The sequence below is a fragment of the Oceanobacillus sp. M60 genome (assembly GCF_053839645.1).
The window spans coordinates 40,019-63,414 of record NZ_JBSSNH010000009.1 but is presented as its reverse complement, the minus strand read 5'-3'; the positions used below and the strand labels follow the sequence as shown (position 1 = coordinate 63,414).

Annotated in this window: 27 protein-coding genes and 1 other RNA gene; 24 read left to right on the top strand and 4 right to left on the bottom strand. The window is 39.9% G+C overall.

What is annotated here, in order from left to right:
• Window positions 1–530: 530 nt before the first annotated feature.
• The 3 genes from ACW0TQ_RS19910 (at window position 531) to ACW0TQ_RS19900 (ending at window position 4,614) form a co-directional block, all read left to right on the top strand.
• Window positions 531–1,769: a dicarboxylate/amino acid:cation symporter gene (locus ACW0TQ_RS19910; protein WP_042528609.1), complete on the top strand. Its 1,239-nt coding sequence runs from the start codon at window positions 531–533 to the stop codon at window positions 1,767–1,769.
• Between the two features lie 357 nt (window positions 1,770–2,126).
• Window positions 2,127–3,842 carry an acetate--CoA ligase gene (acsA, locus tag ACW0TQ_RS19905; RefSeq protein ID WP_332093961.1) on the top strand — a complete coding sequence of 572 codons (1,716 nt, stop codon included), beginning with the start codon at window positions 2,127–2,129 and terminating at the stop codon, window positions 3,840–3,842.
• Between the two features lie 256 nt (window positions 3,843–4,098).
• Complete coding sequence (locus ACW0TQ_RS19900) at window positions 4,099–4,614, top strand: type 1 glutamine amidotransferase domain-containing protein (protein ID WP_042528605.1); 516 nt, start codon at window positions 4,099–4,101, stop codon at window positions 4,612–4,614.
• 80 nt (window positions 4,615–4,694) lie between these two features.
• On the opposite strand, the gene ACW0TQ_RS19895 is transcribed toward ACW0TQ_RS19900, so the two are convergent.
• Both ACW0TQ_RS19895 and ACW0TQ_RS19890 read right to left on the bottom strand, forming a co-directional pair.
• Entirely contained in the window at window positions 4,695–5,987 is a 1,293-nt protein-coding gene (locus ACW0TQ_RS19895; RefSeq protein ID WP_042528603.1) for a glycoside hydrolase family 18 protein, read from the bottom strand.
• A gap of 60 nt (window positions 5,988–6,047) precedes the next feature.
• A complete protein-coding gene (locus ACW0TQ_RS19890; protein ID WP_042535603.1) occupies window positions 6,048–6,575 on the bottom strand; it encodes a cysteine hydrolase family protein in 528 nt (175 codons plus the stop codon).
• Window positions 6,576–6,666: 91 nt separating this feature from the next.
• On the opposite strand from ACW0TQ_RS19890, the gene tadA reads away from it, so the two are divergent.
• From tadA to ACW0TQ_RS19875, 3 genes are all read left to right on the top strand, one after another.
• Window positions 6,667–7,170, top strand: coding sequence for a tRNA adenosine(34) deaminase TadA (tadA, locus tag ACW0TQ_RS19885; protein WP_042528602.1), 504 nt, complete (start codon window positions 6,667–6,669; stop codon window positions 7,168–7,170).
• Between the two features lie 64 nt (window positions 7,171–7,234).
• Window positions 7,235–7,500: signal recognition particle sRNA large type (ffs, locus tag ACW0TQ_RS19880), an RNA gene on the top strand.
• 137 nt (window positions 7,501–7,637) lie between these two features.
• Complete coding sequence (locus tag ACW0TQ_RS19875) at window positions 7,638–8,663, top strand: NADH:flavin oxidoreductase/NADH oxidase (protein WP_042528601.1); 1,026 nt, start codon at window positions 7,638–7,640, stop codon at window positions 8,661–8,663.
• Window positions 8,664–8,906: 243 nt separating this feature from the next.
• On the opposite strand, the gene ACW0TQ_RS19870 is transcribed toward ACW0TQ_RS19875, so the two are convergent.
• Window positions 8,907–8,996: a putative holin-like toxin gene (locus ACW0TQ_RS19870; RefSeq protein ID WP_226894862.1), complete on the bottom strand. Its 90-nt coding sequence runs from the start codon at window positions 8,994–8,996 to the stop codon at window positions 8,907–8,909.
• Window positions 8,997–9,253: 257 nt separating this feature from the next.
• Between ACW0TQ_RS19870 and dnaX the strand changes: the two genes are divergently transcribed.
• From dnaX to rsmI, 18 genes are all read left to right on the top strand, one after another.
• Window positions 9,254–10,963 (top strand): DNA polymerase III subunit gamma/tau, encoded by a 1,710-nt coding sequence (dnaX, locus tag ACW0TQ_RS19865; RefSeq protein ID WP_042528600.1) that lies wholly within the window; start codon window positions 9,254–9,256, stop codon window positions 10,961–10,963.
• Between the two features lie 27 nt (window positions 10,964–10,990).
• Entirely contained in the window at window positions 10,991–11,305 is a 315-nt protein-coding gene (locus ACW0TQ_RS19860) for a YbaB/EbfC family nucleoid-associated protein (RefSeq protein ID WP_042528599.1), read from the top strand.
• Window positions 11,306–11,412: 107 nt separating this feature from the next.
• The gene (gene recR / locus ACW0TQ_RS19855) at window positions 11,413–12,009 is read left to right on the top strand and encodes a recombination mediator RecR (protein ID WP_042528598.1); all 597 of its coding nucleotides are present in this window, start codon (window positions 11,413–11,415) and stop codon (window positions 12,007–12,009) included.
• A gap of 81 nt (window positions 12,010–12,090) precedes the next feature.
• Window positions 12,091–12,303: a YaaL family protein gene (locus ACW0TQ_RS19850; protein WP_042528597.1), complete on the top strand. Its 213-nt coding sequence runs from the start codon at window positions 12,091–12,093 to the stop codon at window positions 12,301–12,303.
• Window positions 12,304–12,430: 127 nt separating this feature from the next.
• Window positions 12,431–12,733: a DUF1648 domain-containing protein gene (locus ACW0TQ_RS19845; RefSeq protein ID WP_341172351.1), complete on the top strand. Its 303-nt coding sequence runs from the start codon at window positions 12,431–12,433 to the stop codon at window positions 12,731–12,733.
• Between the two features lie 307 nt (window positions 12,734–13,040).
• Window positions 13,041–14,213 (top strand): IS200/IS605 family element RNA-guided endonuclease TnpB, encoded by a 1,173-nt coding sequence (tnpB, locus tag ACW0TQ_RS19840; protein ID WP_455725944.1) that lies wholly within the window; start codon window positions 13,041–13,043, stop codon window positions 14,211–14,213.
• A gap of 228 nt (window positions 14,214–14,441) precedes the next feature.
• Window positions 14,442–14,705, top strand: a complete 264-nt coding sequence (locus tag ACW0TQ_RS19835; RefSeq protein ID WP_042528593.1) for a pro-sigmaK processing inhibitor BofA family protein — start codon at window positions 14,442–14,444, stop codon at window positions 14,703–14,705.
• Between the two features lie 101 nt (window positions 14,706–14,806).
• The gene (locus tag ACW0TQ_RS19830) at window positions 14,807–15,004 is read left to right on the top strand and encodes a sigma factor G inhibitor Gin (RefSeq protein ID WP_042528592.1); all 198 of its coding nucleotides are present in this window, start codon (window positions 14,807–14,809) and stop codon (window positions 15,002–15,004) included.
• 225 nt (window positions 15,005–15,229) lie between these two features.
• The gene (locus tag ACW0TQ_RS19825; protein WP_042528591.1) at window positions 15,230–16,651 is read left to right on the top strand and encodes an aminotransferase class I/II-fold pyridoxal phosphate-dependent enzyme; all 1,422 of its coding nucleotides are present in this window, start codon (window positions 15,230–15,232) and stop codon (window positions 16,649–16,651) included.
• Window positions 16,651–17,283, top strand: a complete 633-nt coding sequence (gene tmk, locus ACW0TQ_RS19820; RefSeq protein ID WP_256705458.1) for a dTMP kinase — start codon at window positions 16,651–16,653, stop codon at window positions 17,281–17,283. The genes ACW0TQ_RS19825 and tmk overlap by 1 nt, the downstream gene beginning before the upstream one ends.
• A gap of 25 nt (window positions 17,284–17,308) precedes the next feature.
• Window positions 17,309–17,638 carry a cyclic-di-AMP receptor gene (locus tag ACW0TQ_RS19815; protein ID WP_040977662.1) on the top strand — a complete coding sequence of 110 codons (330 nt, stop codon included), beginning with the start codon at window positions 17,309–17,311 and terminating at the stop codon, window positions 17,636–17,638.
• A 59-nt stretch (window positions 17,639–17,697) separates the two neighbouring features.
• Window positions 17,698–18,129 carry a YaaR family protein gene (locus ACW0TQ_RS19810; RefSeq protein ID WP_193063797.1) on the top strand — a complete coding sequence of 144 codons (432 nt, stop codon included), beginning with the start codon at window positions 17,698–17,700 and terminating at the stop codon, window positions 18,127–18,129.
• An 83-nt stretch (window positions 18,130–18,212) separates the two neighbouring features.
• A complete protein-coding gene (gene holB / locus ACW0TQ_RS19805) occupies window positions 18,213–19,202 on the top strand; it encodes a DNA polymerase III subunit delta' (RefSeq protein ID WP_042528588.1) in 990 nt (329 codons plus the stop codon).
• Window positions 19,203–19,206: 4 nt separating this feature from the next.
• Window positions 19,207–20,031: a PSP1 domain-containing protein gene (locus ACW0TQ_RS19800; RefSeq protein WP_042528587.1), complete on the top strand. Its 825-nt coding sequence runs from the start codon at window positions 19,207–19,209 to the stop codon at window positions 20,029–20,031.
• Between the two features lie 16 nt (window positions 20,032–20,047).
• Window positions 20,048–20,410 carry a DNA replication initiation control protein YabA gene (yabA, locus tag ACW0TQ_RS19795; protein WP_042528586.1) on the top strand — a complete coding sequence of 121 codons (363 nt, stop codon included), beginning with the start codon at window positions 20,048–20,050 and terminating at the stop codon, window positions 20,408–20,410.
• A 247-nt stretch (window positions 20,411–20,657) separates the two neighbouring features.
• Window positions 20,658–21,398, top strand: coding sequence for a tRNA1(Val) (adenine(37)-N6)-methyltransferase (locus ACW0TQ_RS19790; RefSeq protein WP_193063799.1), 741 nt, complete (start codon window positions 20,658–20,660; stop codon window positions 21,396–21,398).
• Complete coding sequence (locus ACW0TQ_RS19785) at window positions 21,391–21,666, top strand: GIY-YIG nuclease family protein (protein WP_042528584.1); 276 nt, start codon at window positions 21,391–21,393, stop codon at window positions 21,664–21,666. Before ACW0TQ_RS19790 ends, ACW0TQ_RS19785 begins: the two co-directional genes overlap by 8 nt.
• Window positions 21,663–22,544, top strand: a complete 882-nt coding sequence (gene rsmI, locus ACW0TQ_RS19780; protein WP_042528583.1) for a 16S rRNA (cytidine(1402)-2'-O)-methyltransferase — start codon at window positions 21,663–21,665, stop codon at window positions 22,542–22,544. The genes ACW0TQ_RS19785 and rsmI overlap by 4 nt, the downstream gene beginning before the upstream one ends.
• A gap of 86 nt (window positions 22,545–22,630) precedes the next feature.
• Here the strand turns inward: rsmI and abrB are convergent, their stop codons facing one another.
• Window positions 22,631–22,906: a transition state genes transcriptional regulator AbrB gene (gene abrB, locus ACW0TQ_RS19775; protein WP_040977653.1), complete on the bottom strand. Its 276-nt coding sequence runs from the start codon at window positions 22,904–22,906 to the stop codon at window positions 22,631–22,633.
• Between the last annotated feature and the right edge of the window lie 490 nt (window positions 22,907–23,396).

Below are 23,396 nucleotides of genomic sequence, written 5' to 3'. Positions count from 1 at the left end.
AAGGAAGAGATTTTATACACCCTAGATCAAAACGATACCTCGAAGAGCTGGAATGATATAACTATCATTAAGCGCCACATAGCTATCCCCTCAAAGAAAAATCTCTCAACCACAATATATTTTATCCTGTTATAATACGTAATTCGGGTTCTATCTCCTCGTTCATAGGGAGGTAGTTTTTTATTGGATAAATGAAGCTTGTGTTTTACTCAATAAAAAACTGGGTAAAGATTTTAAACATATTTATGTAATATGGAATATAATGTAATATTTAAAAACATACTATTCAAGTACCTTACATTTATGGTAGAATTTATCTTACTCTACAATTAGAATAAACCCTGTAAAATGTAGTCGCCTCAACTACAATGAAAAATCCAATAAATCTATGTTTTATATCCAATGAAAATAAAGTGTTTATCAAGAGTGAAGAATGACTGATTAAAGAGAAGGTAACTAGCAGTAAAAAAAAAACTTTGTTTCAGTTGGATATTTTTGTACCCGAAAACATAGTGAAAGGAAGAAGGTATATGGATTCTAAAAAATTAACGAGAAGAATATTAATTGCTCTGGTTGCTGGTGCAGCTGCTGGTATAGCACTGACATTTGCCCCGGAAAGTTTTTTTGAACCTCTCGATAAATATGTATTAGACCCGATTGGTCAAATATTTATTAATCTTATAATGATGTTAGTAGTTCCGCTTGTATTTGTATCCATTGTATTAGGAACAGCAGGCCTGGGAGACCCGAAAAAATTAGGAAAGATTGGTGTTTCCGCGGTTGCCTTTTTCTTAACAACAACGGCAATTGCAATCAGTTTAGGTCTAGGTTTGGGTTATTTGATCCAGCCGGGGTCGACAGGGATTTTTGATACGTCAAATGCAGAATACAGCGCAGATGAAGCACCGCCAATTATGGAGACGTTGATTAATATTGTTCCTGAGAATCCTATAGAAGCATTGGCATCTGGAGAAATGCTTCAGATTATTGCATTTGCTATCTTTATTGGGGTTGCATTGGCATTTTTAAGTGATAAAACAAAAGGAATATATAATCTATTTGAACAGGCAAACGAAATTTTGAATTGGTTAATTACAGTGATTATGCGATTTGCTCCGTATGGGGCATTTGCTTTGATTGCCTCAGCAATTGGTGATGCTGGACTGAATGCACTCGGTTCCATGTTGAGCTATATGTTAACGGTGATTGCAGGTTTGCTGCTGCACGCACTCATTATCTATTCGCTTGCTATTTGGCTAATCGGACGCGGGAACCCAATTACATTTTTTAAAGTATTTTTCCCGGCAATGGTGGTTGGCTTTAGTACTTCCAGCTCTAATGCTGCACTTCCTGTGGCGATGAAGACAGCTCAAGAAAAACTGGGTGTAAAAAAAGCTGTCAGCAGCTTTGTTCAGCCGCTCGGTGCAACCATTAATATGGACGGGACAGCAATTATGCAGGCTGTAGCAACCGTATTTATTTCCCAAGTGTATGATATCCCGCTGACTTTTATGGATTTATTAATGGTCGTTCTTATCGCTACGTTGGCAAGTGTTGGTACAGCAGGCGTCCCTGGCGTCGGACTGGTGATGCTGGCAATGGTACTTGGCCAAGTTGGGCTGCCGGTAGAAGGTATTGCTTTAATAATTGGTATTGACCGTCTTCTCGATATGTTAAGGACATCTCTAAATATTGCCGGCGATGCTACTTGTGCATATATTATATCTGAACGGGGAAAACGGAATGAGAAAAAGACACAAAATGCATAAAATCAATATTTAATTCAATGAAATCCGAACGCATTTGCATTCTAACGAGAGAATGTTCAAAATGGGTCCGGATTTCTTTGTTTCGTACGTTGTTTTTATTCTATTTAGCTGGAAGTTGATTAAGAGATAACCTGCAGCACGCTTTCTGCTTAATTTATTTGTTCCTGATAAACTGCTGTAAATCATGGGTTAACGGGTATTCATCCCAGTAATATCTCCTTTATTTTGTAAAATTAGAAACAAACTCTTTAAAAATGTCACAGAATGTTCTAAAATAGAAATAGTTAACAAAATATTTTAATCCTTTTTTTAATTCTATTTGTAATCGTTTCCAATTAAGATGAATGAGGTGATTAGATGGATATGCAAGCAATTCCGGCACGTGAAGGCAATCATAATTTAAAAAACTACGAGGATTTTCGAAAAACATTTTCTTGGGAAAGTGTGGAGAAGAACTTTTCCTGGCATGAAACAGGAAAAGTGAATATGGCCTATGAAGCAATTGATAGACATGCTGATAATCCGGATAAGAAGGATAAAATCGCATTACTATATTCAGATCCCAATCGAGAAGAAAAGGTCAGCTTTGATGAACTTCGTTTACAAAGTAATCAATTTGCGAATGTATTGAAGAAATACGATGTGCAAAAAGGAGATCGTGTTTTTCTTTTTATGCCGAGAAGTCCGGAGTTCTATCAAGCATTTTTTGGTATTCTAAAAATAGGGGCGATTGCAGGACCGCTGTTTGAGGCATTTATGGAGCAGGCAGTCGGCGATCGATTAGAGAATAGTGAGGCGCGTGTATTAATAACAACTCCTGATTTACTCTACCGTATCCCGCAGGACAGACTGCCTCATTTAGAGAAAATCGTGTTAGTAGGTGCGCATGAGGAAGAAGGAGACCAGTATATTGGTTTCGATTCCGAAATGAAAGAGGCATCCACGGATTTTGATATTGTTTGGGTGGATAGAGAAGATGGCATGCTGCTTCATTATACATCTGGTTCCACAGGGAAGCCAAAAGGCATCCTGCATGTCCATAACGCTATGATACAGCATTACGCAACTGGAGAATGGGTGTTAGATTTAGAGGACGATGACATCTATTGGTGTACAGCTGACCCTGGCTGGGTTACAGGAACAAGCTATGGTATTTTTGCGCCTTGGCTGCACGGAGTGACAAATGTGATTCGCGGCGGACGTTTTTCTCCAGATGATTGGTATAAAACGTTACAGGATAATCATGTTACCGTATGGTATACTGCACCGACAGCATTACGGATGCTTGTAAGTCACGGCGAAGAGAAGGTCAGAGAATATGACCTGTCTGCGCTGCGTCATATTTTGAGCGTAGGAGAGCCATTAAATCCGGAAGTAATTACATGGGGATTAAAAGCTTTCGATTTACGAATTCATGATACCTGGTGGATGACAGAGACAGGGGCGCAGGTGATTGTAAACATCCCGTCACTGGAAATCAGACCTGGTTCCATGGGGAAACCAATCCCTGGGGTAGAGGCGTCCATTGTCGATAATGAAGGCAATGAAATCCCTCCAAATCAAATGGGTAATTTAGCCATCAAAGCGGGATGGCCATCCATGATGCGCGAGGTTTGGAACAATAAAGGAAAATATGAAAGTTATTTTATTAACGGCTGGTATGTCTCTGGAGATAGTGCATATCGCGATGAAGATGGATATTTCTGGTTCCAGGGCCGTCTGGATGATGTTATCAATACATCTGGAGAACGGGTCGGACCATTTGAAGTCGAGAGCAAGCTGATTGAACATCCGGCTGTTGCAGAGGCGGGAGTTATCGGTAAGCCGGATCCGGAGCGTGGAGAAATTATTAAAGCATTTATCACCTTAAATCCGGGTCATGAAAAAAGTGATGAGCTGTTGGAAGAAATTCGTCAATTTATTAAAAAAGAATTAAGTGCACACGCTGCACCAAGAGAAATTGAAGTAAAAGACTCTATTCCTAAAACACGGAGCGGTAAAATCATGCGCCGTTTATTAAAATCATGGGAATTAGGGCTGCCGACAGGAGATACTTCGACGTTAGAGGAGTAATCCGTCTATTGTAAAAAAGCAGGAAATACTTTATAAAATGAACATAGTGGCTTCTCATTTAACGATAAAAATGAGAAGCCACTATTTTTACGTACTCAAACTTTCGTACATTAAAAAATAACTTTTTTTTCACAGAAACAGGAGTTAATCGTTCCTTCGATAACGCCCTTTACAAAGAATATCAATTCGTATGTTTTAAATAAATTCTATTTGGGAAGATATAGGATGTAACCAATATTAAAGGAGTGAATAATTCATGGGTAAAAAAATTGCAACAGTTATCACAGACTTATTTGAAGACGTAGAATATACAGACCCTAAAAAAGCATTGGAAGAAGCTGGTCATGAGCTGGTTACGATTGAAAAAGAACAAGGCAATACCGTAACAGGCAAATCAGAAGATACAAAAGTAACTATCGATAAAGGTATTGATGACGTAAAACCAGAAGACTTTGATGCATTATTTATTCCTGGCGGTTTCTCTCCAGACATGCTTCGTGCAGATGACCGCTTCGTTGCATTTGCAAAACATTTTATGGATGAGAAGAAACCAGTGATGGCCATTTGTCATGGACCGCAGCTTCTTATCACTGCAAAAACACTGAATGGACGTGGAGCAACAGGCTTTAAATCAATCCAGGTTGATTTAGAAAATGCAGGTGCGAAATTCCAGGATAAAGAAGTTGTCGTTTGTCAAAATCAATTAGTAACAAGCCGTACACCAGATGATATTCCAGCGTTTAATCGTGAGTCTGTGAAAGTGCTTGGTTAATTAAAAAGTATAATTAGAAATAAAGAAGAGTGCTTTGAAAATATGGTTTCAAAGCACTCTTTTTCATGTACATATTCTGCTTATTCCTCTAATTTTTGAATATCAAATTCATTATTTAAAAGCAGCCAGTTCTGCGGGAAGGACAGCCCTAATTTCCAATAAGAAATGCCTAAAAGTTGAAATTCGCGGATTAAATCAAATTTAGCCTGGATTGAACGGGCATCCTCAAACCAAACCTCGTGCTCCTGTCCGGAGGCATCTGCATACATAAAATAGGGCGCTTGGGCTGTGGTATCATATTGAATCGCAACATTATTCTCCCAGGCGATTTGAACGGCCTGCTGCGGACTGATAGCCCGTGCCGCTTCCCCTCCTTCTACAAAAGGAAGTGTCCAATCATATCCATATAAATTCTGACCGAGTAAAATTTTCTCTGATGGAATTTCAGAAACAGCATATTCCACCACGTCGCGGACGGAGTTGAGAGGTGAAATAGCCATCGGTGGCCCGTAGCTGTAGCCCCATTCATAAGTCATCAACACAACAAAATCAACAATCTCTCCGTGGGTGCGGTAATCATGCGCTTCATACCATTGCCCTGCCTGTTCTGCGCTCGTTTTTGGCGCAAGTGCTGTTGAAATCAGCAGTCCAGCTTGGGAAAGGCGATCCTTTGCGGTACGCAAAAAGGTATTATAAGCCTCCCTATCATCTGATGGAAGAAATTCAAAATCAAAATGTACATCACGAAAGCCTTGTTCTGTTGCGATATTAATAATCTCATCTAATAACCGGTTTTGAACAGCCTGCACCGTTAAGATAATATGCCCGACCTCCGAGCTGAATGCTCCTTCTTCTAAATTAGTAATGGCCATCGCAATGGAAGCGCCGTTTGCTCGTGCGGAGGTGATAAGATTCCCTGTTGGCGGAGCTGTCAGTGTACCATCCCGATTAGCGCGGTAGCTAAATAAGGTGAGATACGTTAAAAAAGGCGAATACGTGCTTGCTGCTGTTTCTAATGTCTGGGAAACCTCCTCTCCCATTGGTTCGACATAGGCATTGGAAGTAATCGGTTCTTTTGGAGCAGGCGGGATGTATAGGCGAAGTCCAGGATAAATAATCTGATTTGCATTTAATCCGTTAATCGTTGCTAATTCCTCCACAGGGATGTTAAATTGAGCCGCCACGGAAGAAAGTGTATCACCAGACTGCACAAAATAAAACTCTCCGACAATGGGAATGACAAGTGCTTGCCCGATAACTAATTGGTCAGGTGCATTTAGTTCATTCGCATTGACAATATCTTGAACGGAGGAACCGTATGTATCTGCAATTTGCTCCAGCGTATTTCCTTGTTCAACGACGTATATTTGCAAACTAATAACCCCCTTCAGAGTGCTTCTTACTCACTATATGAAGGGGGAGAAAGTAATATGTTAAATTGCTGTAATATCTGCATCCATGACCGATTCCATTAGATAAAGCGCATAGTTATTATTATCCACTCCCTCGGAGGCGAGGCAGTTTTTAGGAATGGAAAGGCTGAATTTATACATATAGGCATCCTTTGCCGTAAACAGAATACAAATATCGCCGGCGATCCCTGCCAAAATAAGATGTGTTCGTTTTAAATCTGTTAAAAGAGCGTGTAAGGGTGCTTGAAAAAAGGCGGAGTGTTGTGGTTTAATTAGGAAATAATCGTCATCATCCGGTTTGATTTTTTCAATGATGTTCTCACTCTTTTCATTTTTACAATATTTGATAATCTCCCGGAAATCTGCTTGCCATAAGCCATAATGATCGTTAACGTAGATAATAGGTATCGACTTTTCTTTGGCGAAGTGACGCAAATTAATTAAATTTGGGAGAATCTCTTCTGTGTTTGCAAGAAGGTTGTCACCGCCGTCAAATTTAAAATCATTGATTAAGTCGATAAAAACGAGTGCTGTGTTCTCTGGTGTTATATTCATGAGCTTCTCCTTTTTTAAAGAAATCAGTTAATATAGTATTCCCGCTAAACAATTATTAAAACGAGAATAAAGTGATGTGATAAAAATGACAGAAGAAATATCTGTAAGCCAAGATGAAAAGTATATGGCAGCTGCTCTGCAGGAGGCACGCAGAGCTTGGATGTTAAACGAAGTTCCCATTGGTGCAGTGGTCGTGAAGGAAGGAGAAATTATCGGCAGAGGCTTTAATTTGCGTGAATCCATGCAGACTACTTTAACTCATGCAGAGCTTCTTGCTATTCAGGATGCCAATCAAAAAGTCGGCAGCTGGAGATTAGAGGATTGCACCTTATATGTTACATTAGAGCCATGCCCTATGTGCGCCGGAGCAATTGTTCAATCAAGAGTGAAGCGTGTAGTCTATGGAGCAAGTGACCCAAAAGCAGGCTGTGCGGGAACCTTAATGAATTTATTGGAAGAACCGCGGTTTAACCATCAGGTCGAGGTGAAATCTGGTGTGCTTGAACCACAATGCAGTACGGTTTTAAAGAATTTTTTTAAAGAGCTGCGTCAGAAGAAGAATGAAAAGGATGCTGAGGCGGGAGAATAGACCGGCACTGGAAAAGATACTTTTTTCATTGCATTTTTAGGACGAGGAAGCTATAATAATAAATACGTGCTAAGCGGGGAGGTAGCGGTGCCCTGTACTCGCAATCCGCTATAGCGAGGCCGAATTCCTGCTCGAGGTGGGATGACTGTGTGGTCAGACGTAAGGAATTGGTGTTGACGTCCGGGTCCTGCGCAACAGGAACCCATGAACCCTGTCAGGTCCGGAAGGAAGCAGCAGTAAGTGGTCATTCTTGTGTGCCGCAGGGAAACCTGGGCTGAGCCATGAACTTACGTAGCGCATATGGTCACTCCATCGAAAGCAGGTGCACGTTACATATGAAAGAAAAGGACTGTGAATGCAGTTCTTTTTTTTATGCAAAAATATAGCGGGATAAACAGATTATTTGCACTGAATCATAAGAAAGCATATGCTATGAATTACTTAAAATTTACAAGCGAGGTGTAAAAATGGCTCAATTAACACAACCTTTTACATTAAAAAATTTAACCTTGAAAAATAAAGTTGTCATGGCTCCAATGTGCCAGTATTCAGTAGATGCTAAGGACGGGATTCCAAACGATTGGCATTTTGTTCATTATACCTCCCGTGCAGTGGGCGGCGCCGGATTAATCTTAGTGGAAATGACAGATGTCGATCCGGATGGGCGGATTACAGATAATGACCTTGGTCTCTGGTCAGACGAGCAAATTCCAGCTTATAAAAAAATAGTTGATGCCGTTCATAAGCAGGGCGCTAAAATTGGTATTCAGATTGCGCATGCCGGCAGAAAGGCTGAGGATGCGAACCCGCCAGTTGCTCCATCGGCAATTCCTGTTACTGAGGATGATAAAATGCCTCGTGCTTTAACGACAGATGAAGTCCGGGAAACGATTCAACAGTTCCAGGATGCAGCAAAACGAGCAGTCGAAGCTGGTTTTGATACGATTGAATTGCATGGAGCACACGGTTATTTGATTCATCAATTTCATTCTCCGTTAATTAATCAGAGAGAGGATGAATATCAGGAGCTGTCCTTCTTTGGGGTACAAATTATCCGTGCTGTGAAAGATGTGATTCCTGCAGATATGCCGCTTCTGATGCGCATTTCAGCTGTAGAATACATGGATGGCGGCTATGATATAGACCACGCATTAGAAATTGCCAAAAAATATAAAGCGGCTGGTGTTGATATGTTCCATATTTCCAGCGGCGGAGAAGCACCTCCAGGAAAGCAAAAACCAGCCACCAATCCAGGCTATCAGCTTCCATTTGCACGCAGGTTTAAAGAAGAGCTGGATATGCCGGTGATTGCTGTCGGCCTTTTAGAAGACCCTGCGTTGGCAGAGTCTGTTATTGGCAATGGCGATGCGGACCTGGTTGCGATTGGCCGCGGTATGCTGAAAGATCCTTATTGGGCCATTCGGGCAAGCGAACAGTTGGGAGATACGATGGAACCGGCAAGACAATATAAGCGTGCTTATCCGAAGAAGTAGTGATGAATGCAGACGAATAGAAGGATGATTCCCCGTACGAGTTTCTTTTTACAGGTAAAATTGTACTAGAAACCAGGGATATGATATAATTTCTATAGCAAAGCATACGATATAAAAAAGGGCAGCATGCAACCACATGCTGCCCGGAAAATACACACAGTGATTTCTCTCCATCAGAGAGGGAAGGCTGTTTTAAGTGACAATGAAGCCACCCTGTTTGCCGGCAAGCGAAGGGTGGTTTTTTTACTTTTGGTCTTTATCATGAAATGAAAGAATGGCTATAATAAGCAAGCCAAAGCTGATCATTAAAGATAAGGCATCAAAAGTAGCCATAGGCATCACCTCCTTTCATATAGGAGATGGTACCTTCCACCGTTTAACTTCTTACTGTGAGTATCTTAGTGTATTATACCATAATAGGAACATTAGTTCTATAAATTTAGACGAACCTTTTTATTCAACATAAAAAAATTAAATTCTAAGCTAATTTTTGCAAACATAAATTACTTCCAGATAATCATTTCTAAGGTTTTCATCCAAGCCTTTAATCGGGTATAATAAGAAGGAGACAAATAAGGGGAATCGAAATCATGAGTTATCAAGCTTTATACCGCGTCTGGCGACCAAGAACATTTGAAGATGTCGTAGGACAGCAGCATATCACGAGAACATTACAAAATGCTATTACCCAGGATAAATTCTCACATGCTTATTTATTCTCTGGCCCAAGAGGGACAGGGAAAACGAGTGCTGCAAAGATTTTTGCACAAACGATTAATTGTGAGCATGCGCCTGTCAAAGAACCATGTAATGAATGTGCGGCATGTAAAGGGATTCAAGATGGCTCTATTTCGGATGTCATTGAAATTGATGCGGCATCAAATACTAGCGTCGATGATATTCGTGATATTCGTGATAAAGTAAAGTATGCACCGAGTGCTGTTCCTTATAAAGTGTATATTATTGATGAAGTGCATATGATATCTGTCAATGCATTTAATGCGCTTTTGAAAACGCTGGAAGAGCCGCCAAAACATGTTGTATTTATTCTGGCAACTACCGAACCGCATAAAATACCATTAACGATTATATCCCGTTGCCAGCGCTTTGATTTCAAACCGATCTCTAATCAGGCAATTGTGGAAAGAATGCAAAAAATCATGCAGGCAGAAACTATTTCTGTTACAGAGGAAGCCTTAGAGTCTGTGGCATTAGCAGCAGAAGGCGGAATGCGTGATGCACTGAGTATCCTGGACCAGGCAATTTCCTATAGTGAGGAGCAGGTAGAGTTAGAAGATGTGCTTGCTGTAACTGGCGGAGTATCTCAGGAGGTGCTCACCAATATCGTCCGTGCAATGATTCAGCAGGATGTGCAGACGGTGCTTCAAGGATTGGACCAGATGATTCAGACCGGAAAAGATCCGGGAAAGTTTGTACAGGATTTAATCTACTTTATGCGTGATTTACTTTTATATAAAAGCTCGTCAGGTTTAGCTGATTTATTAGAACGGGCAGTAGCCAATGAAGCTTTTGAAGCATTATCGGAGCAAGTGGAGAACAGCTGGATTCAGCATGCAATTATTGAACTGAATCAATGCCAGCAGGAAATGAAATGGTCCAACAGTCCGAAAATCTTTATTGAAGTTGCACTGTTGTCCATTACAGATCAATTTGGAAAGACGCAAGGATCCGGACAGCTTCAGCCGGAAGCTGTGGAGCAATCAGCTGTTGTCGGGCAGCTTCAGCAGAAACTGCAGGCGATGGAGCGTGATATTGCAAAATTAAAAGAAGCCCCGCCCCAGCAGCAAGATGCTGGCGGTACCGCCCCTGCACAGGAAAGACGCCGTCCCAGCTCGAGAAATTCACGAAACACTTATAAGATTCCATTTGATCGAATTCGTGATACACTAGGAAAGGCAGAGAAAAAAGAACTGAAAGATGTTCATGCACATTGGGCAAACTTCTTAAATCAGTTGAAAACAACAAATGCCCCGGCTCATGCGACGATTCAGGACAGCAAGCCTGCTGCGGCATCAGCTGATACCCTGATTGTTGCGTTTAAATATGAAATTCATTGTTCTTTATTCCTGGATCATCGGGAAATGGTAGAATCGATATTAGGGAATTTGGATAAACACCGCACGATTATTCCTATTCCGGAGAAAGAGTGGAATGACCTGCGCAGTGAGTATATTCAAAAGCAGGAAAAGCCGGATGAACCCAAGAAACCAGAAGGAGACCCGCTCGTAGATGAAGCGCGAAAGCTTTTTGGTGATGATCTTTTAGAAATTCATGATTAACATATACATTTAAAGGAGGTATTTTCCATGAAGGGAAATATGAATAACATGATGAAGCAAATGCAGAAAATGCAGAAGAAAATGATGAAGGCACAGGATGAATTACATGAAATGTCCTTTGAAGCTTCAGCTGGCGGCGGCATGGTAACTGTCCGGGCGAATGGCAAAAAAGAAATTACAGATGTAGAAATCAAAGAAGAGGTTGTTGACCCGGATGATATTGAAATGCTGCAGGATCTTATTTTAGCAGCGACTAATGACGTGTTAACACAAATCGATGACAAAACAAATGATACCATGGGACAATTTACAAAAGGAATGAATATGCCAGGAATGTTCTAATTCCTTTCTAATTAAAGATAAGACGTCTGGCTTCACTGCCAAGGCGTCTTATTTTCGCAAAAGATAGAGTTTTTAATTGACTTTTTTTGATAAGGGGGTAAGAAAGTATGTATTATCCAGAGCCGATAACCAAGCTGATGGATAGCTTCTCCAAATTACCGGGAATTGGTCCAAAGACAGCAGCACGTCTGGCCTTCTTTGTTTTAAATATGAAGGATGACGATGTGATGAATTTTGCTAATGCATTAGTGAATGCGAAACGGGAGCTTACCCATTGTTCTGTTTGCGGACATATTACAGACCAAGACCCGTGTGCTATTTGTCAGGATACCAGCCGGGATGGATCGATTATTTGTGTTGTCCAAGATCCGAAAGACGTGATTGCGATGGAAAAAATGAAAGAATTTCGCGGCAAATATCATGTTCTCCATGGAGCCATTTCACCGATGGACGGAATTGGTCCAGAGGATATTAATGTGCCGGATTTGATTAATCGATTGAAAGACGAAGAAGTAGAAGAGCTTATTTTAGCAACCAATCCGAATATTGAAGGGGAAGCCACGGCAATGTATATTTCCCGGTTGGTAAAGCCTTCTGGTATTCGTACCACACGTATTGCACATGGATTGCCTGTCGGCGGTGATTTGGAATATGCGGATGAGGTTACATTATCAAAAGCATTAGAGGGACGAAGAGATGTCTAAATTGTATCGCTGATCATTCATGAGGAGAATAAAGCTTCCATGGGATGAAATTTCATTTTATAACGAGGTTTGGTGGGAAATATGGCAAAGAAATTAAAGAAAAAAGATATGGACCAGGAGCTTCTGAATGCTTTATATCAAGTAGAGGGCGAGTGGAGGCAGCTTCAGGATTTTGTGCGAAAAAGTATTGACCCGTCACGTAATGGGATGAAAGAGGAGCTATTAGCGAGATCCAAATATTTGATGCTGTTGAAAGAAGCTCGTATTCGCAAGGTTAAAGCGACACGATTTTAAAATTAAAGAATATATTTTTCCAAAAGAATCAAGTATGTTTCAAGCTGCCTGATTCTTTTTTATTTTTCTAAGAAAAAAAGAGGGGACACTTATTAGGGAAACCAATCCGCCGAATCTAAACTTAAAAATGACTGCAATTGAAAAGCTGTTGAATGTTCTGGGAATACTGAGTTTCTCTGGTGTTATTGTGTATATTATTTTTACATGGGATGCTATTCCAAATCAGATTCCCGGACAATATAATGAAGCAGGGGAAGTAACAAGATGGGGAGGAAGGGAAGAACTGTTCATCCTCTTAGGCATCGGGTTACTTTTATGGTTTGGGATGACTGTTATGGAACGATTTCCACATGTATATAATTATCGGAATCTAACAGAAGCAAATGTGAAAGGGCAATATATCAATTCCAGAATGCTGGTGAACGTTTAAAAAAATGAGATAGCTATTCTCTTCCCTTTTATTATATGGAATGATATTCGTGTTGCGAGAGGGCTTCCATCTTATATAAATACGTGGTCTTTGGTATTCATTATTCTTCTATTTGCAGGGACGATTGCTTTCTTTATCAAAAAAATGAGAGAAAACTCCCTCTTCAAGCGCGTAGAGGTGAGGGGGAGATGAATCTCCTATGCACAAAAGATTACTTTAGGGCGTCTCGACTATCCAACACCGAGTCGAACAAACGTTCCAAAATCATCCTTCTTCTGATATAATAGACAAGAGGAGGTAAGAAGCTATGAAAGTAAAAAAAGCATTTCGTTTTCGTATCTATCCGAACAAAAAACAAATCACCTTCATCCATAAGACAATCGGCTGCTTCCGCTTTGTCTACAACTATTTTACAGGAAAACAAAAAGAAAAAGACCACTATTGGCATACGGTGAATGAAATGATACAAAACGGACAGCTTCTTCAAAATAATTGGAAGGGCGAATTTTTCAATAAAAATAAGGCAATCAAAGCGGTTCCAGAATTGAAGAAAAACTATCCCTTCCTCAAAGAAGTCGATAGCATTGCCCTTCAAAAAGCAGTGGAAAATGTGAATGATTCCTATACGCGCTATTATAAGAAGCAGAATAAGGCACCTCGTTTTAAATCAAAAAAGAATCCTGTTCAATCGTATACCACGAAACATGTCAATAGAAACATTGCTGTATTGGATAAACATATCAAACTGCCTAAGCTCGGATTGGTTCGTTTTGCCAAAAGTCGGGAAGTGGAAGGACGTATTATCAATGCAACGATCCGGCGCAATCCTTCAGGCAAGTACTTTGTTTCGATTGTGGTTGAAACGGAAGTTAAGCACTATGAAAAAACAGGTTCTTCTGTAGGCATCGATGTTGGAATAACCGATTTTGCAACCCTTTCCGATGGGACGGTGTATGAAAATCCAAGGTTTTTCCGGGCATTAGAAAAGAAGCTGGCAAAAGCGCAGGTGATTCTTTCAAGGCGACAGGTGGGCTCGGCGAATTGGCAGAAACAAAAAAGAAAAGTAGCCCGGCTTCACGAGAAAATTACTAATAAAAGAAAAGACATGTTAGATAAAATCTCCACCGAGATAGTCAAAAACCACGATATCATCGGAATAGAAGATTTATCTGTGAAAAACATGTTAAAAAATCAAAATCTTGCGAAAGCGATTAGCGAAGTATCCTGGTCAACGTTCCGAACAATGCTGGAATATAAAGCGGCCTGGTATGGAAAGCAGATTGTTAAGGTCGCTAAAAACTATCCATCCAGTCAGCTGTGTTCCAATTGTGGACACCAAAACCAAGACGTTAAAAAACTTGCTTTGCGTGCATGGACGTGTGATATCTGTCAATGCCATCACCAAAGAGATAAGAACGCAAGCAGGAATCTTCGTAAAGAAGCATTGCGATTAACCGCAGGGACTGCGGGGCTAGCCTAATCCATAACTGACCGATAGGTTGGTGTTCTTAGGAATCCCCCACTTCAATCAACCTTGAAGGTTGATAAGCGGGGGTAGTTCAATGTCCGTTCTTCTCGTCTAAAGAAGGAAGCTGCTAATGAATCTTAGAAAGTTGTCAATTATCCTGCTGCTTTTAAAACCTGTTCTAATCGCTTCCGGTAAATCATAGAAATAAGTTAAAGTGATGGAAGGAAAGTGGGGAGAGGAATGAATTCAACACTATTTATTGGAACGATTGTCGGATTAATTATTATTTTATTTATTGTAGGTGCGCCGGTAAAACCAATGAAACATATTGGGAAAGCAACGATGAAGCTGGGGATAGGTGTATTGCTGCTTTTTTTCTTGAATGTATTTGGAGGGGCTGTTGGCCTGCATATTCCAATTAATCTATTTACAGTCCTGGTATCTGGATTTCTTGGTATATTCGGTGTCGGTTCCCTTGCAGCGATTCATTTATTTATTCTTTGAGACGCTGTTTTATTTTTTAGATTGAGTAAAAATCTAAAAAATAATATCTATGTATAGCATCCGTTAGATTAGGAGATACTAGTTTTAACGGAGGTGGAGAAATGAAGCAGCAAAAAGTTCAAGAGTATGAGTATTGCGGAATTTGTGAGGAACCAAAGGAAAACGGTATTCATTTGTATTCCATGTTTTTATGTTCGGAATGTGAGCATAATATGATTCATACGGAGCCGCGGGAAGAAAAATATCAATACTATCTCTCAAAGTTAAAAAATATCAATCAATCAACATTACATTCTTAATATAATCCCCTTTTACAAGTCTTTGCATGCAAAGGCTTTTTTGTTAGGATAAAATAGAAGAAAAATACTTGTTAACATTAAAAAAGTGGAATAATAGTCATTTTTGTATCCATGTTTTTCATCCCTTTCACTTGCTTGGTATAATAAGAAGTACACCATAATAAACAAATCAATTTTAATGAATTGGTTTGTTTATTTACATATATAAAGAAATGAGGCAGACAAATGGAGCAGCAGCGTATGCCATTAGCAGAGCATTTACAAGCATTTGCAAAAAGGAATCCAATCTCTTTCCACGTACCGGGCCATAAGCACGGACAAGTTTTTCCATCTGCATATTATAACGATTTTCAACACATGCTCCGCTGGGATGTGACTGAAATTACAGGAATGGATGATTTGCATGCGCCTGCAGGAATTATTGCAGATGCGGAAAGCTTAGCAGCAGCTTTTTTTCAGACCCAGCATACATTTTTTCTGGTTGGGGGATCGACAGCTGGCAATCTGGCGATGATTCTCGCGGCGTGTAAGCAGGAAGATAAGATTCTTATTCAGCGTAATTGTCATAAGTCGGTGATGAATGGCGTAGAGTTAGCAGGAGCACAGCCTGTTTTTTTAGCTCCGGAATGGGAGGGGCAGGTCAGCCGATTTACAAGTCCAAGCTATGAAACCATAGCATCCGCCATAGAGCAGCATCCTGATGCCAAAGCAATCGTTCTTACCTACCCGGATTATTTTGGTCAAACCTATCAATTGAAAGCAATGATTGATAAGGCGCACCAATACAATATCCCTGTACTAGTAGACGAAGCGCATGGTGTTCATTTTGCTTTAGGAGACCCTTTTCCAGCTTCAGCGATAGAGCTGGGGGCAGATGCTGTGGTGCATTCTGCGCATAAAATGGCTCCCGCAATGACGATGGCTTCGTATTTACATCTGGGGACTTCCCGTATCAATCCGTCTCAAATTGCGCATTATTTACAAATTTTCCAATCGAGCAGTCCATCTTATATACTTATGGCTTCTTTAGATATAGCAAGGCATTTTTTAGCACACTTTTCAAAAGAAGATCGAATCAAAACGATAAAAAGTGTGGAACAGGTAAAGCAGTTGTTTTCCGCTTTTTCATTTTGGGAATTCATGCCTTCCGACGATTCATTAAAGCTAACGTTCCACGTGAAACATTCTTTTTCGACAAAGTCCGTTGTAAACTTACTCGAAAAAGCAGGAATTTTTCCGGAGCTTGCGACGGATGAGCAAATTTTATTTGTCCACGGGCTTGCTCCGATGGAAGAAATAGATACACTGGAAAAAAGGTTGAAAACCATAGGGCATCCATTAAAAAAATCAGTAAATCGTGCTACAATAGAGAGGACAAATCTTTTTCCCGAAAAGGTCCAAGAATTAGATTTGTCTTATCAAGAAATGAATAATTATCCAACGTATCTGGTCTCGATGAGGGAAAGCATAGGAGAGATAGCTGCTGAGGCAGTGATTCCCTATCCGCCTGGTATTCCGCTTCTCTTAAAAGGAGAACGAATCCAAGAGATGCATATCGCACATTTGGAAAAATTAGTGGAGCAGGGTGTTCGAATACAGCATAGGGACGAAGGAATACGCATATATAGGAACAAAGGGGAAAGATGATGACAACTGGTTTGTTTATAACATTTGAAGGTGGCGAAGGAGCTGGCAAAACCACTATCCTAAATCAGGTTTATGAAGAGCTGACAGCTCGGGGGATAGAGGTTATCAAGACAAGAGAGCCAGGCGGTATCCGTATCTCCGAGAAGATTCGAGAAATTATCCATGACCCTCTCCATCTGGAAATGGAAGAAAGAACAGAAGCGTTATTATATGCAGCAGCAAGAAGACAGCATCTTGTAGAAAAGGTTTTTCCTGCATTAGAACAAGGGAAAATTGTATTATGCGATCGTTTTGTAGACAGCAGTCTGGTTTATCAAGGCTATGCAAGAGGCATTGGTGTAGATGAGGTATATGCGATTAATCAATTTGTGATTGAGGATTGTATGCCGGATACAACGTTCTACTTTGATATTTCTCCAAAAAAAGGACTGGAGCGTATATCAGCAAATGCAGACAGAGAGAAAAATCGCTTGGATTTAGAAACCCTTGAATTTCATGAGAAAGTCTATGAAGGATATCAGCTGATCCGTTCTCGTTTTCCGGAGCGATTTCAAACTGTGGATGCTGATCGTTCGCTTGAAGCGGTCTATCAAGATGTATTAGAAAGAATTACAGCTTTATTTAATAAATAAATATGCCAAAAGGGGCTGGTCAATCATGAAATTAATTATAACGGTCATTCAAGATAAAGATTCCAATCGTTTAGTAAACGCATTAGGTGAAAATAAATTCCAGACAACAAAATTAGCGACAACAGGCGGATTTTTAAAGGAAGGCAATACCACGTTAATGATTGGCTGTGAGGATGAGTATGTGAATGATGCGCTTGAAATTATTCGTGATAATTGCTCGCATCGTGAACAGATGGTGGCGCCAATTTCTCCGATGGGAGGAAATGCCGATTCGTATATTCCAAAGCCAGTGAAGGTAGAAGTTGGCGGTGCTACGGTATTCATCTTGCCTATCGAGTCCTTTTATCAATTCTAAACAGGAATTCTGTTTTAAAAACAAGCTATGTAATATGATTAAACCGAAGGGGGAGAACAATGAAGATTTCCAGTGATATCGTAACACCGAGAGATGGCAATTTAAAGCGTCCGGCGCAGACAAATAATGCCTCTTTTCAAAACCTTGTTCAATCCCAATCGGAACAGCTGAAGACCCAGGAATTTACTCAAATGGTGAAGCAGATTACGGAGCAGGGAGATAAACTGAGCCGATATCGTTCCTTTCGTGAACTAGTCAAGTTTAAACGAATGGTAAAGGGCTTTTTGGAAAAAGCGACCTCGGAAGGGTATCTTTTAGAAAAAAAGCAAAGCTTCAGCATGCAAGGAAGCAGGCAATTGTCTACAGTGAAGATAATTGATGAAAAGATTGCCCAGTTAGCAGAAGATTTAATGGATGAAGAAAAGAAAACCATTGATATTCTCGGATTAATCGGGGAAATCAAGGGGTTATTAGTTAATATTTATACTTGAGCAAAGCTTTTATATCGAAAGGACTTTAGCAGCCTTTCATAAAAATAAATAGAAACAGCTCCTGTTTAAAGGTGGAAGTAATGATGAAGACATGGGAAGAGATAGAACAAATACAGCCTGTAGCAACCCGGACGATAATGAATAGTATCAAGAAGAATCGTATTTCCCATGCTTATTTATTCCAAGGAGATCGAGGGACTGGCAAAAAAGAAATGGCGCTTCTGTTGGCAAAGTATTTATTTTGTATGAATCGCCAAGGAGAGAATCCATGTAATCACTGTATCAATTGCCAGCGGATTGATTCTGGAAACCATCCGGATATGCACTGGATTGAGCCGGATGGCGCCTCTATTAAAATAGAACAGGTGCGTAATCTGCAGAAGGAATTTACGTATTCGGGAATGGAGTCCAACCAGAAGGTGTATATCATTAAGGATGCAGATACATTAACCGTAAATGCTGCCAATCGATTGTTGAAATTTTTAGAAGAGCCAAGTGTGGAAACAACGGCTATGATGCTTACAGAGAATGGTCACTCCATGCTGTCAACTATTCGATCACGCTGTCAGATTATTGATTTGCAGCCGCTTCCGCCGGGGATTTTGCAGGAAAGATTACAGCAAGAGGGTGTGAATGAGACCGATGCTAAACTTTTAAGTGCATTGACAAACAGTCTGACAGAAGCCCTCGAACTTGCCCAAGATGATTGGTTTGCAGACGCGCGAAAAATAGTGATACAATGGGTAGAAATGTATACTGCACAGCCTGAGGATATCTACACATACATTCATCAAAATTGGATACCTCATTTTAAAGATAGAGAAGGTCAAGAACGAGGTCTGGACTTATTAATACTAGGATTTAAAGATATTTTACATCAGCATATATATACAGACGCCAATACGATACTGCTATCCAATGATTCATCTAAGTTAGAAAAAATAGTCATCACGTTTTCCCAAGCTCAATTATTGACTATTTTAAATCAGATTTTAATGGCGAAAAGAAAATTAAAGGCAAATGTTCAGCCAACATTGGTGATTGAACAACTAGCGCTTCAAATACAGAGGTGAAAAAATGTTAGAAGTTATTGGCGTACGTTTTAAGAAAGCCGGTAAAATCTACTATTTCGATCCAGATTCTTACCCGGTCACTCCAGATAGCTATGTCATCGTGGAGACAGTGAGAGGGATAGAATTTGGAAAAGTAGTCATTACGGAAAAGCAAGTCGATGAAGAAGATGTAGTTTTACCATTAAAGAAAGTAATCCGAATCGCAAACGAGAAGGATAAGCGAACGGTTATAGAGAATCAGGATCAGGCGAAAAAAGCCTTTGACATATGTACAGATAAAATTACGCAGCATAAGCTGGATATGAATCTGGTTGATGTAGAATATACATTTGACCGCAATAAAATCATATTCTATTTTACAGCGGACGGAAGAGTGGACTTCAGAAATCTTGTAAAAGATCTTGCGTCGATGTTCAAGACACGTATTGAATTAAGGCAAATTGGAGTCAGAGATGAAGCGAAAATGCTGGGCGGAATTGGTCCATGCGGCCGTATGCTCTGCTGTTCCACTTTCTTAGGAGACTTTGAGCCGGTGTCTATTAAAATGGCAAAGGATCAAAATCTTTCTTTAAACCCGGCAAAAATATCCGGTTTATGCGGAAGGCTAATGTGCTGTTTGAAATATGAGAATGATGAATATGAAACAGCAAAAAGAGAGCTCCCGGATATTGGTGAAACGATGCCGACACCGCACGGAAAAGGAAAGGTTGTCGGGTTAAATATATTAGAAAAAATGGTTCAAATTGAGCTTTTAGATAAAGAACGTGTTGTGGAGTATACATTAGATGAATTAATCGAAGAAGGAATTGTAGCACAAGTCACAGAATAGAGGCAGGTGATCAATCTTGGGAAACAGAGAGATATTCGATCAAGTTTCCGATATGGAGAAGCAAATTGGTGAATTATATGAGCAGTTAGGTGATTTAAAAGGTAAACTTAGTGATTTGCTTGAAGAAAATCACCGGTTGGCCCATGAAAATCATCATTTGCGTAATCACCTAGACAGTTTTACAGAAGAATCTGTGGAAAAACAGCAGGAAAAAAGCGATTCTAAACAACAAAAAGGAATATTTCCGGGGGAAGGCTATGATAATTTAGCACGTCTTTATGAAGAAGGTTTCCATATTTGCAGTTTAGAGTTTGGCAGTCCGAGACGAAACGAAGATTGTATTTTTTGCTTGGACTTCTTTGATAAAACGAAACTTTAACCATGGGGAGTGGTGTTCTTCTCTCCATGATTATTAGCTTGAGTTAATCAGGAGATGAAGTGACCGTTTTTTCCCCAGGGATATTTAAATATTTCTTCTATAACCTAAAGGGGAAAATGACGGACACTCATGCTGTGATAAAATGAAATAGAGTACGGTAAGTATCGTATTGGATGGCTGTCTTCCTATGAAGGCAGCTATTTTTCTGATAAGCTGTCCAATGAGAACATAAGGATGTGGTGAACCAATGGTGGAGCTATATGATGATGAACGATTAGATTATTTATTAGCAGATGAAACGATGAAAATTATCCAAAGCCCGACAGCGTTTGCTTTTTCATTGGATGCGGTGTTGTTAGCTCATTTTAGTTCTATCCCTAAAAAACGAGGAAAAATTCTTGATTTGTGTACAGGAAATGGGGTCATTCCGTTATTGCTGTCTAAAAAGACAAATGCGGAAATTATTGGGGTGGAGATTCAAAAACGTATTTTTCAGATGGCGGAGAGAAATGTCGCTTTAAATGATTTGCAACCTCGATTACGAATGATTCATGGGGATTTAAAGGAAATGCAGTCGACCCTGGATCAAAGTGCTTTTGATATGGTTACCTGTAATCCGCCCTATTTTAAAACACCCTCTGCAACAGAGCATAATCATAATGCGTACCTTACGATTGCCAGGCATGAAGTGTATTGTACATTAGAGGATGTCGTCAAAGCTTGTAAAAGATATGTCCGGCCCGGGGGAAAAGTTGCCATGGTGCATCGTCCCGGACGCCTGGTAGATATTATAGAGCAATTTAGAAAGTACCGTATCGAGCCCAAACGTGTGCAATTTGTTTATCCGAAACAAGGAAAGGAAGCAAATATGCTCTTGATAGAAGGGATTCGTGACGGGAAAGCAGATGTGAAAATCCTGCCGCCATTCTATATTTATGAACAGGATGGTTCCTATACGAAGCAGGCAGAGGAAGTTATCTATGGCTGACGGAGAGCATTTGGTTTATATGTTACATTGTCAGGACGGAACGCTGTATACGGGATATACAAATGATTTAGCGCATCGGATTCGTATGCATGAAGAGGGAAAAGGGGCAAAATATACTAGAGGAAGAGGGCCTTTTGAAATCATCTATACATGCGCATTTGAAAATAAGTCAGATGCCTTGCGCGAGGAATATCGAATAAAAAAATTAACCCGCCAGGAAAAGCTGGAAATGATTCAAGCTTATGAGAAAGGAATGTGCCATGAATGAATATCCAAAATAGTTATCAGCCGGAGGAGCATGCTGCATTATACGTTGTCCCGACACCTATTGGAAATTTGGAGGATATGACTTTTCGGGCGATTCGGGTATTAAAGGAATGCAAGTTGATTGCTGCGGAGGATACGAGGAATACAAAAAAGCTGCTTCATTATTTTGAGATTCACACCCCTCTCATCAGCTATCATGAGCATAATCATCAGGAAAGAGAAAAACAGCTTTTAGATACGATTCGTCAGGGAGAATCGGTTGCTGTTGTAAGCGACGCGGGGATGCCTGCGATTTCTGATCCTGGTTCAGAGCTGGTCCAAGCAGCTATTCAAGAAGGGCTGGATGTCATCGTGTTACCAGGAGCCAATGCGGCACTCGTAGCACTGGTCGGGTCTGGCCTAACAGCACAGCCTTTTACATTTTACGGTTTTCTTCCCAGAAAGAAAAAAGATAAAAAAGAAACACTGGAGAAATTAAAAAATTTTAATACAACTTTAATTTTTTATGAATCTCCTTACCGCATCAAAGATACCCTGCAGGAAATGGAAGGTATCCTAAATGACAGGAAAGCGGCCATAGGAAGAGAAATCTCTAAGAAATTTGAAGAATTTGTTAGAGGTACCATACAAGAACTTTTTTCATGGAGTAAGAAAAATGACATGCGAGGCGAGTTTGTTATTGTGGTAGAAGGTCCAACGGAAGCAGAATCAGCTTCATTTGAGCAGGAATCAAGCTGGTGGGAAGCGTTATCTGTGAAAGAACATGTAGAAGCGTTGATGGATAAAGAGCATCTATCCAGTAAAGAAGCCATTAAGCAGGCAGCCATCGAACGGAAAGTGCCGAAAAGGGAAGTTTATCAGAGCTACCATATTGATTAGCTTTGTTCCAGTTCGCTAGATAATAAAGGCAAAAAAAGGATGACCTACGTACATAGAGGAGGTCGTCCTTTTTTTGCCTTTTAAATTTATTTAAAACGGTTTTGAATTTCTTCCAGTAAAATTTTTGCACCCTCTGGGCTAAGGATGAGGTTGCCGTCAGCCAGGGTCTGATTATCATCTGTCAGCTCTCCAGTGATTTGACAGGTCATATTTGGGCGGTATTTTTTCAAGACAATACGATCATTGTCTACATATATTTCCATTGTATCTTTCTCTTTAATATCAAGGGTGCGGCGTAATTCAATAGGAATGACTACGCGACCAAGCTCATCAACCTTACGTACGATACCAGTAGATTTCATTCTTCATTCCTCCAATGTTAGATTTAATAAAATTTTCTGAATAAATAAGTATTACAATTTCAAATAATGAGATAAATTGCAAAAAATGTCGTTACTAGTCGGTACTGATAACATTAGAATAGCAACAATATTTGGTATTGTCAATACAATTTTACTGTAAAAGGAAAAGTTTTATTCCTTTTTCATAAATATTCAGGTTTTTATCCGTTTTTATTTATTTAAGAGGAAGAAAGTATCTCTTTTTTTGTAAAATTAATTTCTAAGAAGTTGGATAAAGAATGAGTGAATAGGTACACAATTTGGCAAATTACGTTATAATAGCTACAATAGATGTTGATATTTTATATGCGTCATGTGATACCATAAAAAATAGGGCGAAAGCTGAAATTCTAAAAGTTGATTTTGAATCTTTTTCGGATGAGATGGCAATGCTTGTTTCATAGCATGTATCTTTTTATAGATAAATGGGAAATCTTTCTGCCACTTGTAC

Excerpts from the sequence above, each read along its gene's own strand:
- holB (WP_042528588.1), top strand. The coding sequence starts at position 18,213 with ATGAAGACATGGGAAGAGATAGAACAAATACAGCCTGTAGCAACCCGG.
- ACW0TQ_RS19860 (WP_042528599.1), top strand. The coding sequence starts at position 10,991 with ATGAAGGGAAATATGAATAACATGATGAAGCAAATGCAGAAAATGCAG.
- ACW0TQ_RS19870 (WP_226894862.1), bottom strand. The coding sequence starts at position 8,996 with ATGGCTACTTTTGATGCCTTATCTTTAATGATCAGCTTTGGCTTGCTT.
- acsA (WP_332093961.1), top strand. The coding sequence starts at position 2,127 with ATGGATATGCAAGCAATTCCGGCACGTGAAGGCAATCATAATTTAAAA.
- recR (WP_042528598.1), top strand. The coding sequence starts at position 11,413 with ATGTATTATCCAGAGCCGATAACCAAGCTGATGGATAGCTTCTCCAAA.
- ACW0TQ_RS19825 (WP_042528591.1), top strand. The coding sequence starts at position 15,230 with ATGGAGCAGCAGCGTATGCCATTAGCAGAGCATTTACAAGCATTTGCA.
- ACW0TQ_RS19815 (WP_040977662.1), top strand. The coding sequence starts at position 17,309 with ATGAAATTAATTATAACGGTCATTCAAGATAAAGATTCCAATCGTTTA.
- rsmI (WP_042528583.1), top strand. The coding sequence starts at position 21,663 with ATGAATATCCAAAATAGTTATCAGCCGGAGGAGCATGCTGCATTATAC.
- ACW0TQ_RS19910 (WP_042528609.1), top strand. The coding sequence starts at position 531 with ATGGATTCTAAAAAATTAACGAGAAGAATATTAATTGCTCTGGTTGCT.
- ACW0TQ_RS19810 (WP_193063797.1), top strand. The coding sequence starts at position 17,698 with ATGAAGATTTCCAGTGATATCGTAACACCGAGAGATGGCAATTTAAAG.
- ACW0TQ_RS19845 (WP_341172351.1), top strand. The coding sequence starts at position 12,431 with ATGACTGCAATTGAAAAGCTGTTGAATGTTCTGGGAATACTGAGTTTC.
- tnpB (WP_455725944.1), top strand. The coding sequence starts at position 13,041 with ATGAAAGTAAAAAAAGCATTTCGTTTTCGTATCTATCCGAACAAAAAA.
- dnaX (WP_042528600.1), top strand. The coding sequence starts at position 9,254 with ATGAGTTATCAAGCTTTATACCGCGTCTGGCGACCAAGAACATTTGAA.
- ACW0TQ_RS19900 (WP_042528605.1), top strand. The coding sequence starts at position 4,099 with ATGGGTAAAAAAATTGCAACAGTTATCACAGACTTATTTGAAGACGTA.
- ACW0TQ_RS19800 (WP_042528587.1), top strand. The coding sequence starts at position 19,207 with ATGTTAGAAGTTATTGGCGTACGTTTTAAGAAAGCCGGTAAAATCTAC.
- ACW0TQ_RS19835 (WP_042528593.1), top strand. The coding sequence starts at position 14,442 with ATGAATTCAACACTATTTATTGGAACGATTGTCGGATTAATTATTATT.
- ACW0TQ_RS19830 (WP_042528592.1), top strand. The coding sequence starts at position 14,807 with ATGAAGCAGCAAAAAGTTCAAGAGTATGAGTATTGCGGAATTTGTGAG.
- ACW0TQ_RS19790 (WP_193063799.1), top strand. The coding sequence starts at position 20,658 with ATGGTGGAGCTATATGATGATGAACGATTAGATTATTTATTAGCAGAT.
- ACW0TQ_RS19875 (WP_042528601.1), top strand. The coding sequence starts at position 7,638 with ATGGCTCAATTAACACAACCTTTTACATTAAAAAATTTAACCTTGAAA.
- ACW0TQ_RS19850 (WP_042528597.1), top strand. The coding sequence starts at position 12,091 with ATGGCAAAGAAATTAAAGAAAAAAGATATGGACCAGGAGCTTCTGAAT.
- abrB (WP_040977653.1), bottom strand. The coding sequence starts at position 22,906 with ATGAAATCTACTGGTATCGTACGTAAGGTTGATGAGCTTGGTCGCGTA.
- tmk (WP_256705458.1), top strand. The coding sequence starts at position 16,651 with ATGACAACTGGTTTGTTTATAACATTTGAAGGTGGCGAAGGAGCTGGC.
- tadA (WP_042528602.1), top strand. The coding sequence starts at position 6,667 with ATGACAGAAGAAATATCTGTAAGCCAAGATGAAAAGTATATGGCAGCT.
- ACW0TQ_RS19785 (WP_042528584.1), top strand. The coding sequence starts at position 21,391 with ATGGCTGACGGAGAGCATTTGGTTTATATGTTACATTGTCAGGACGGA.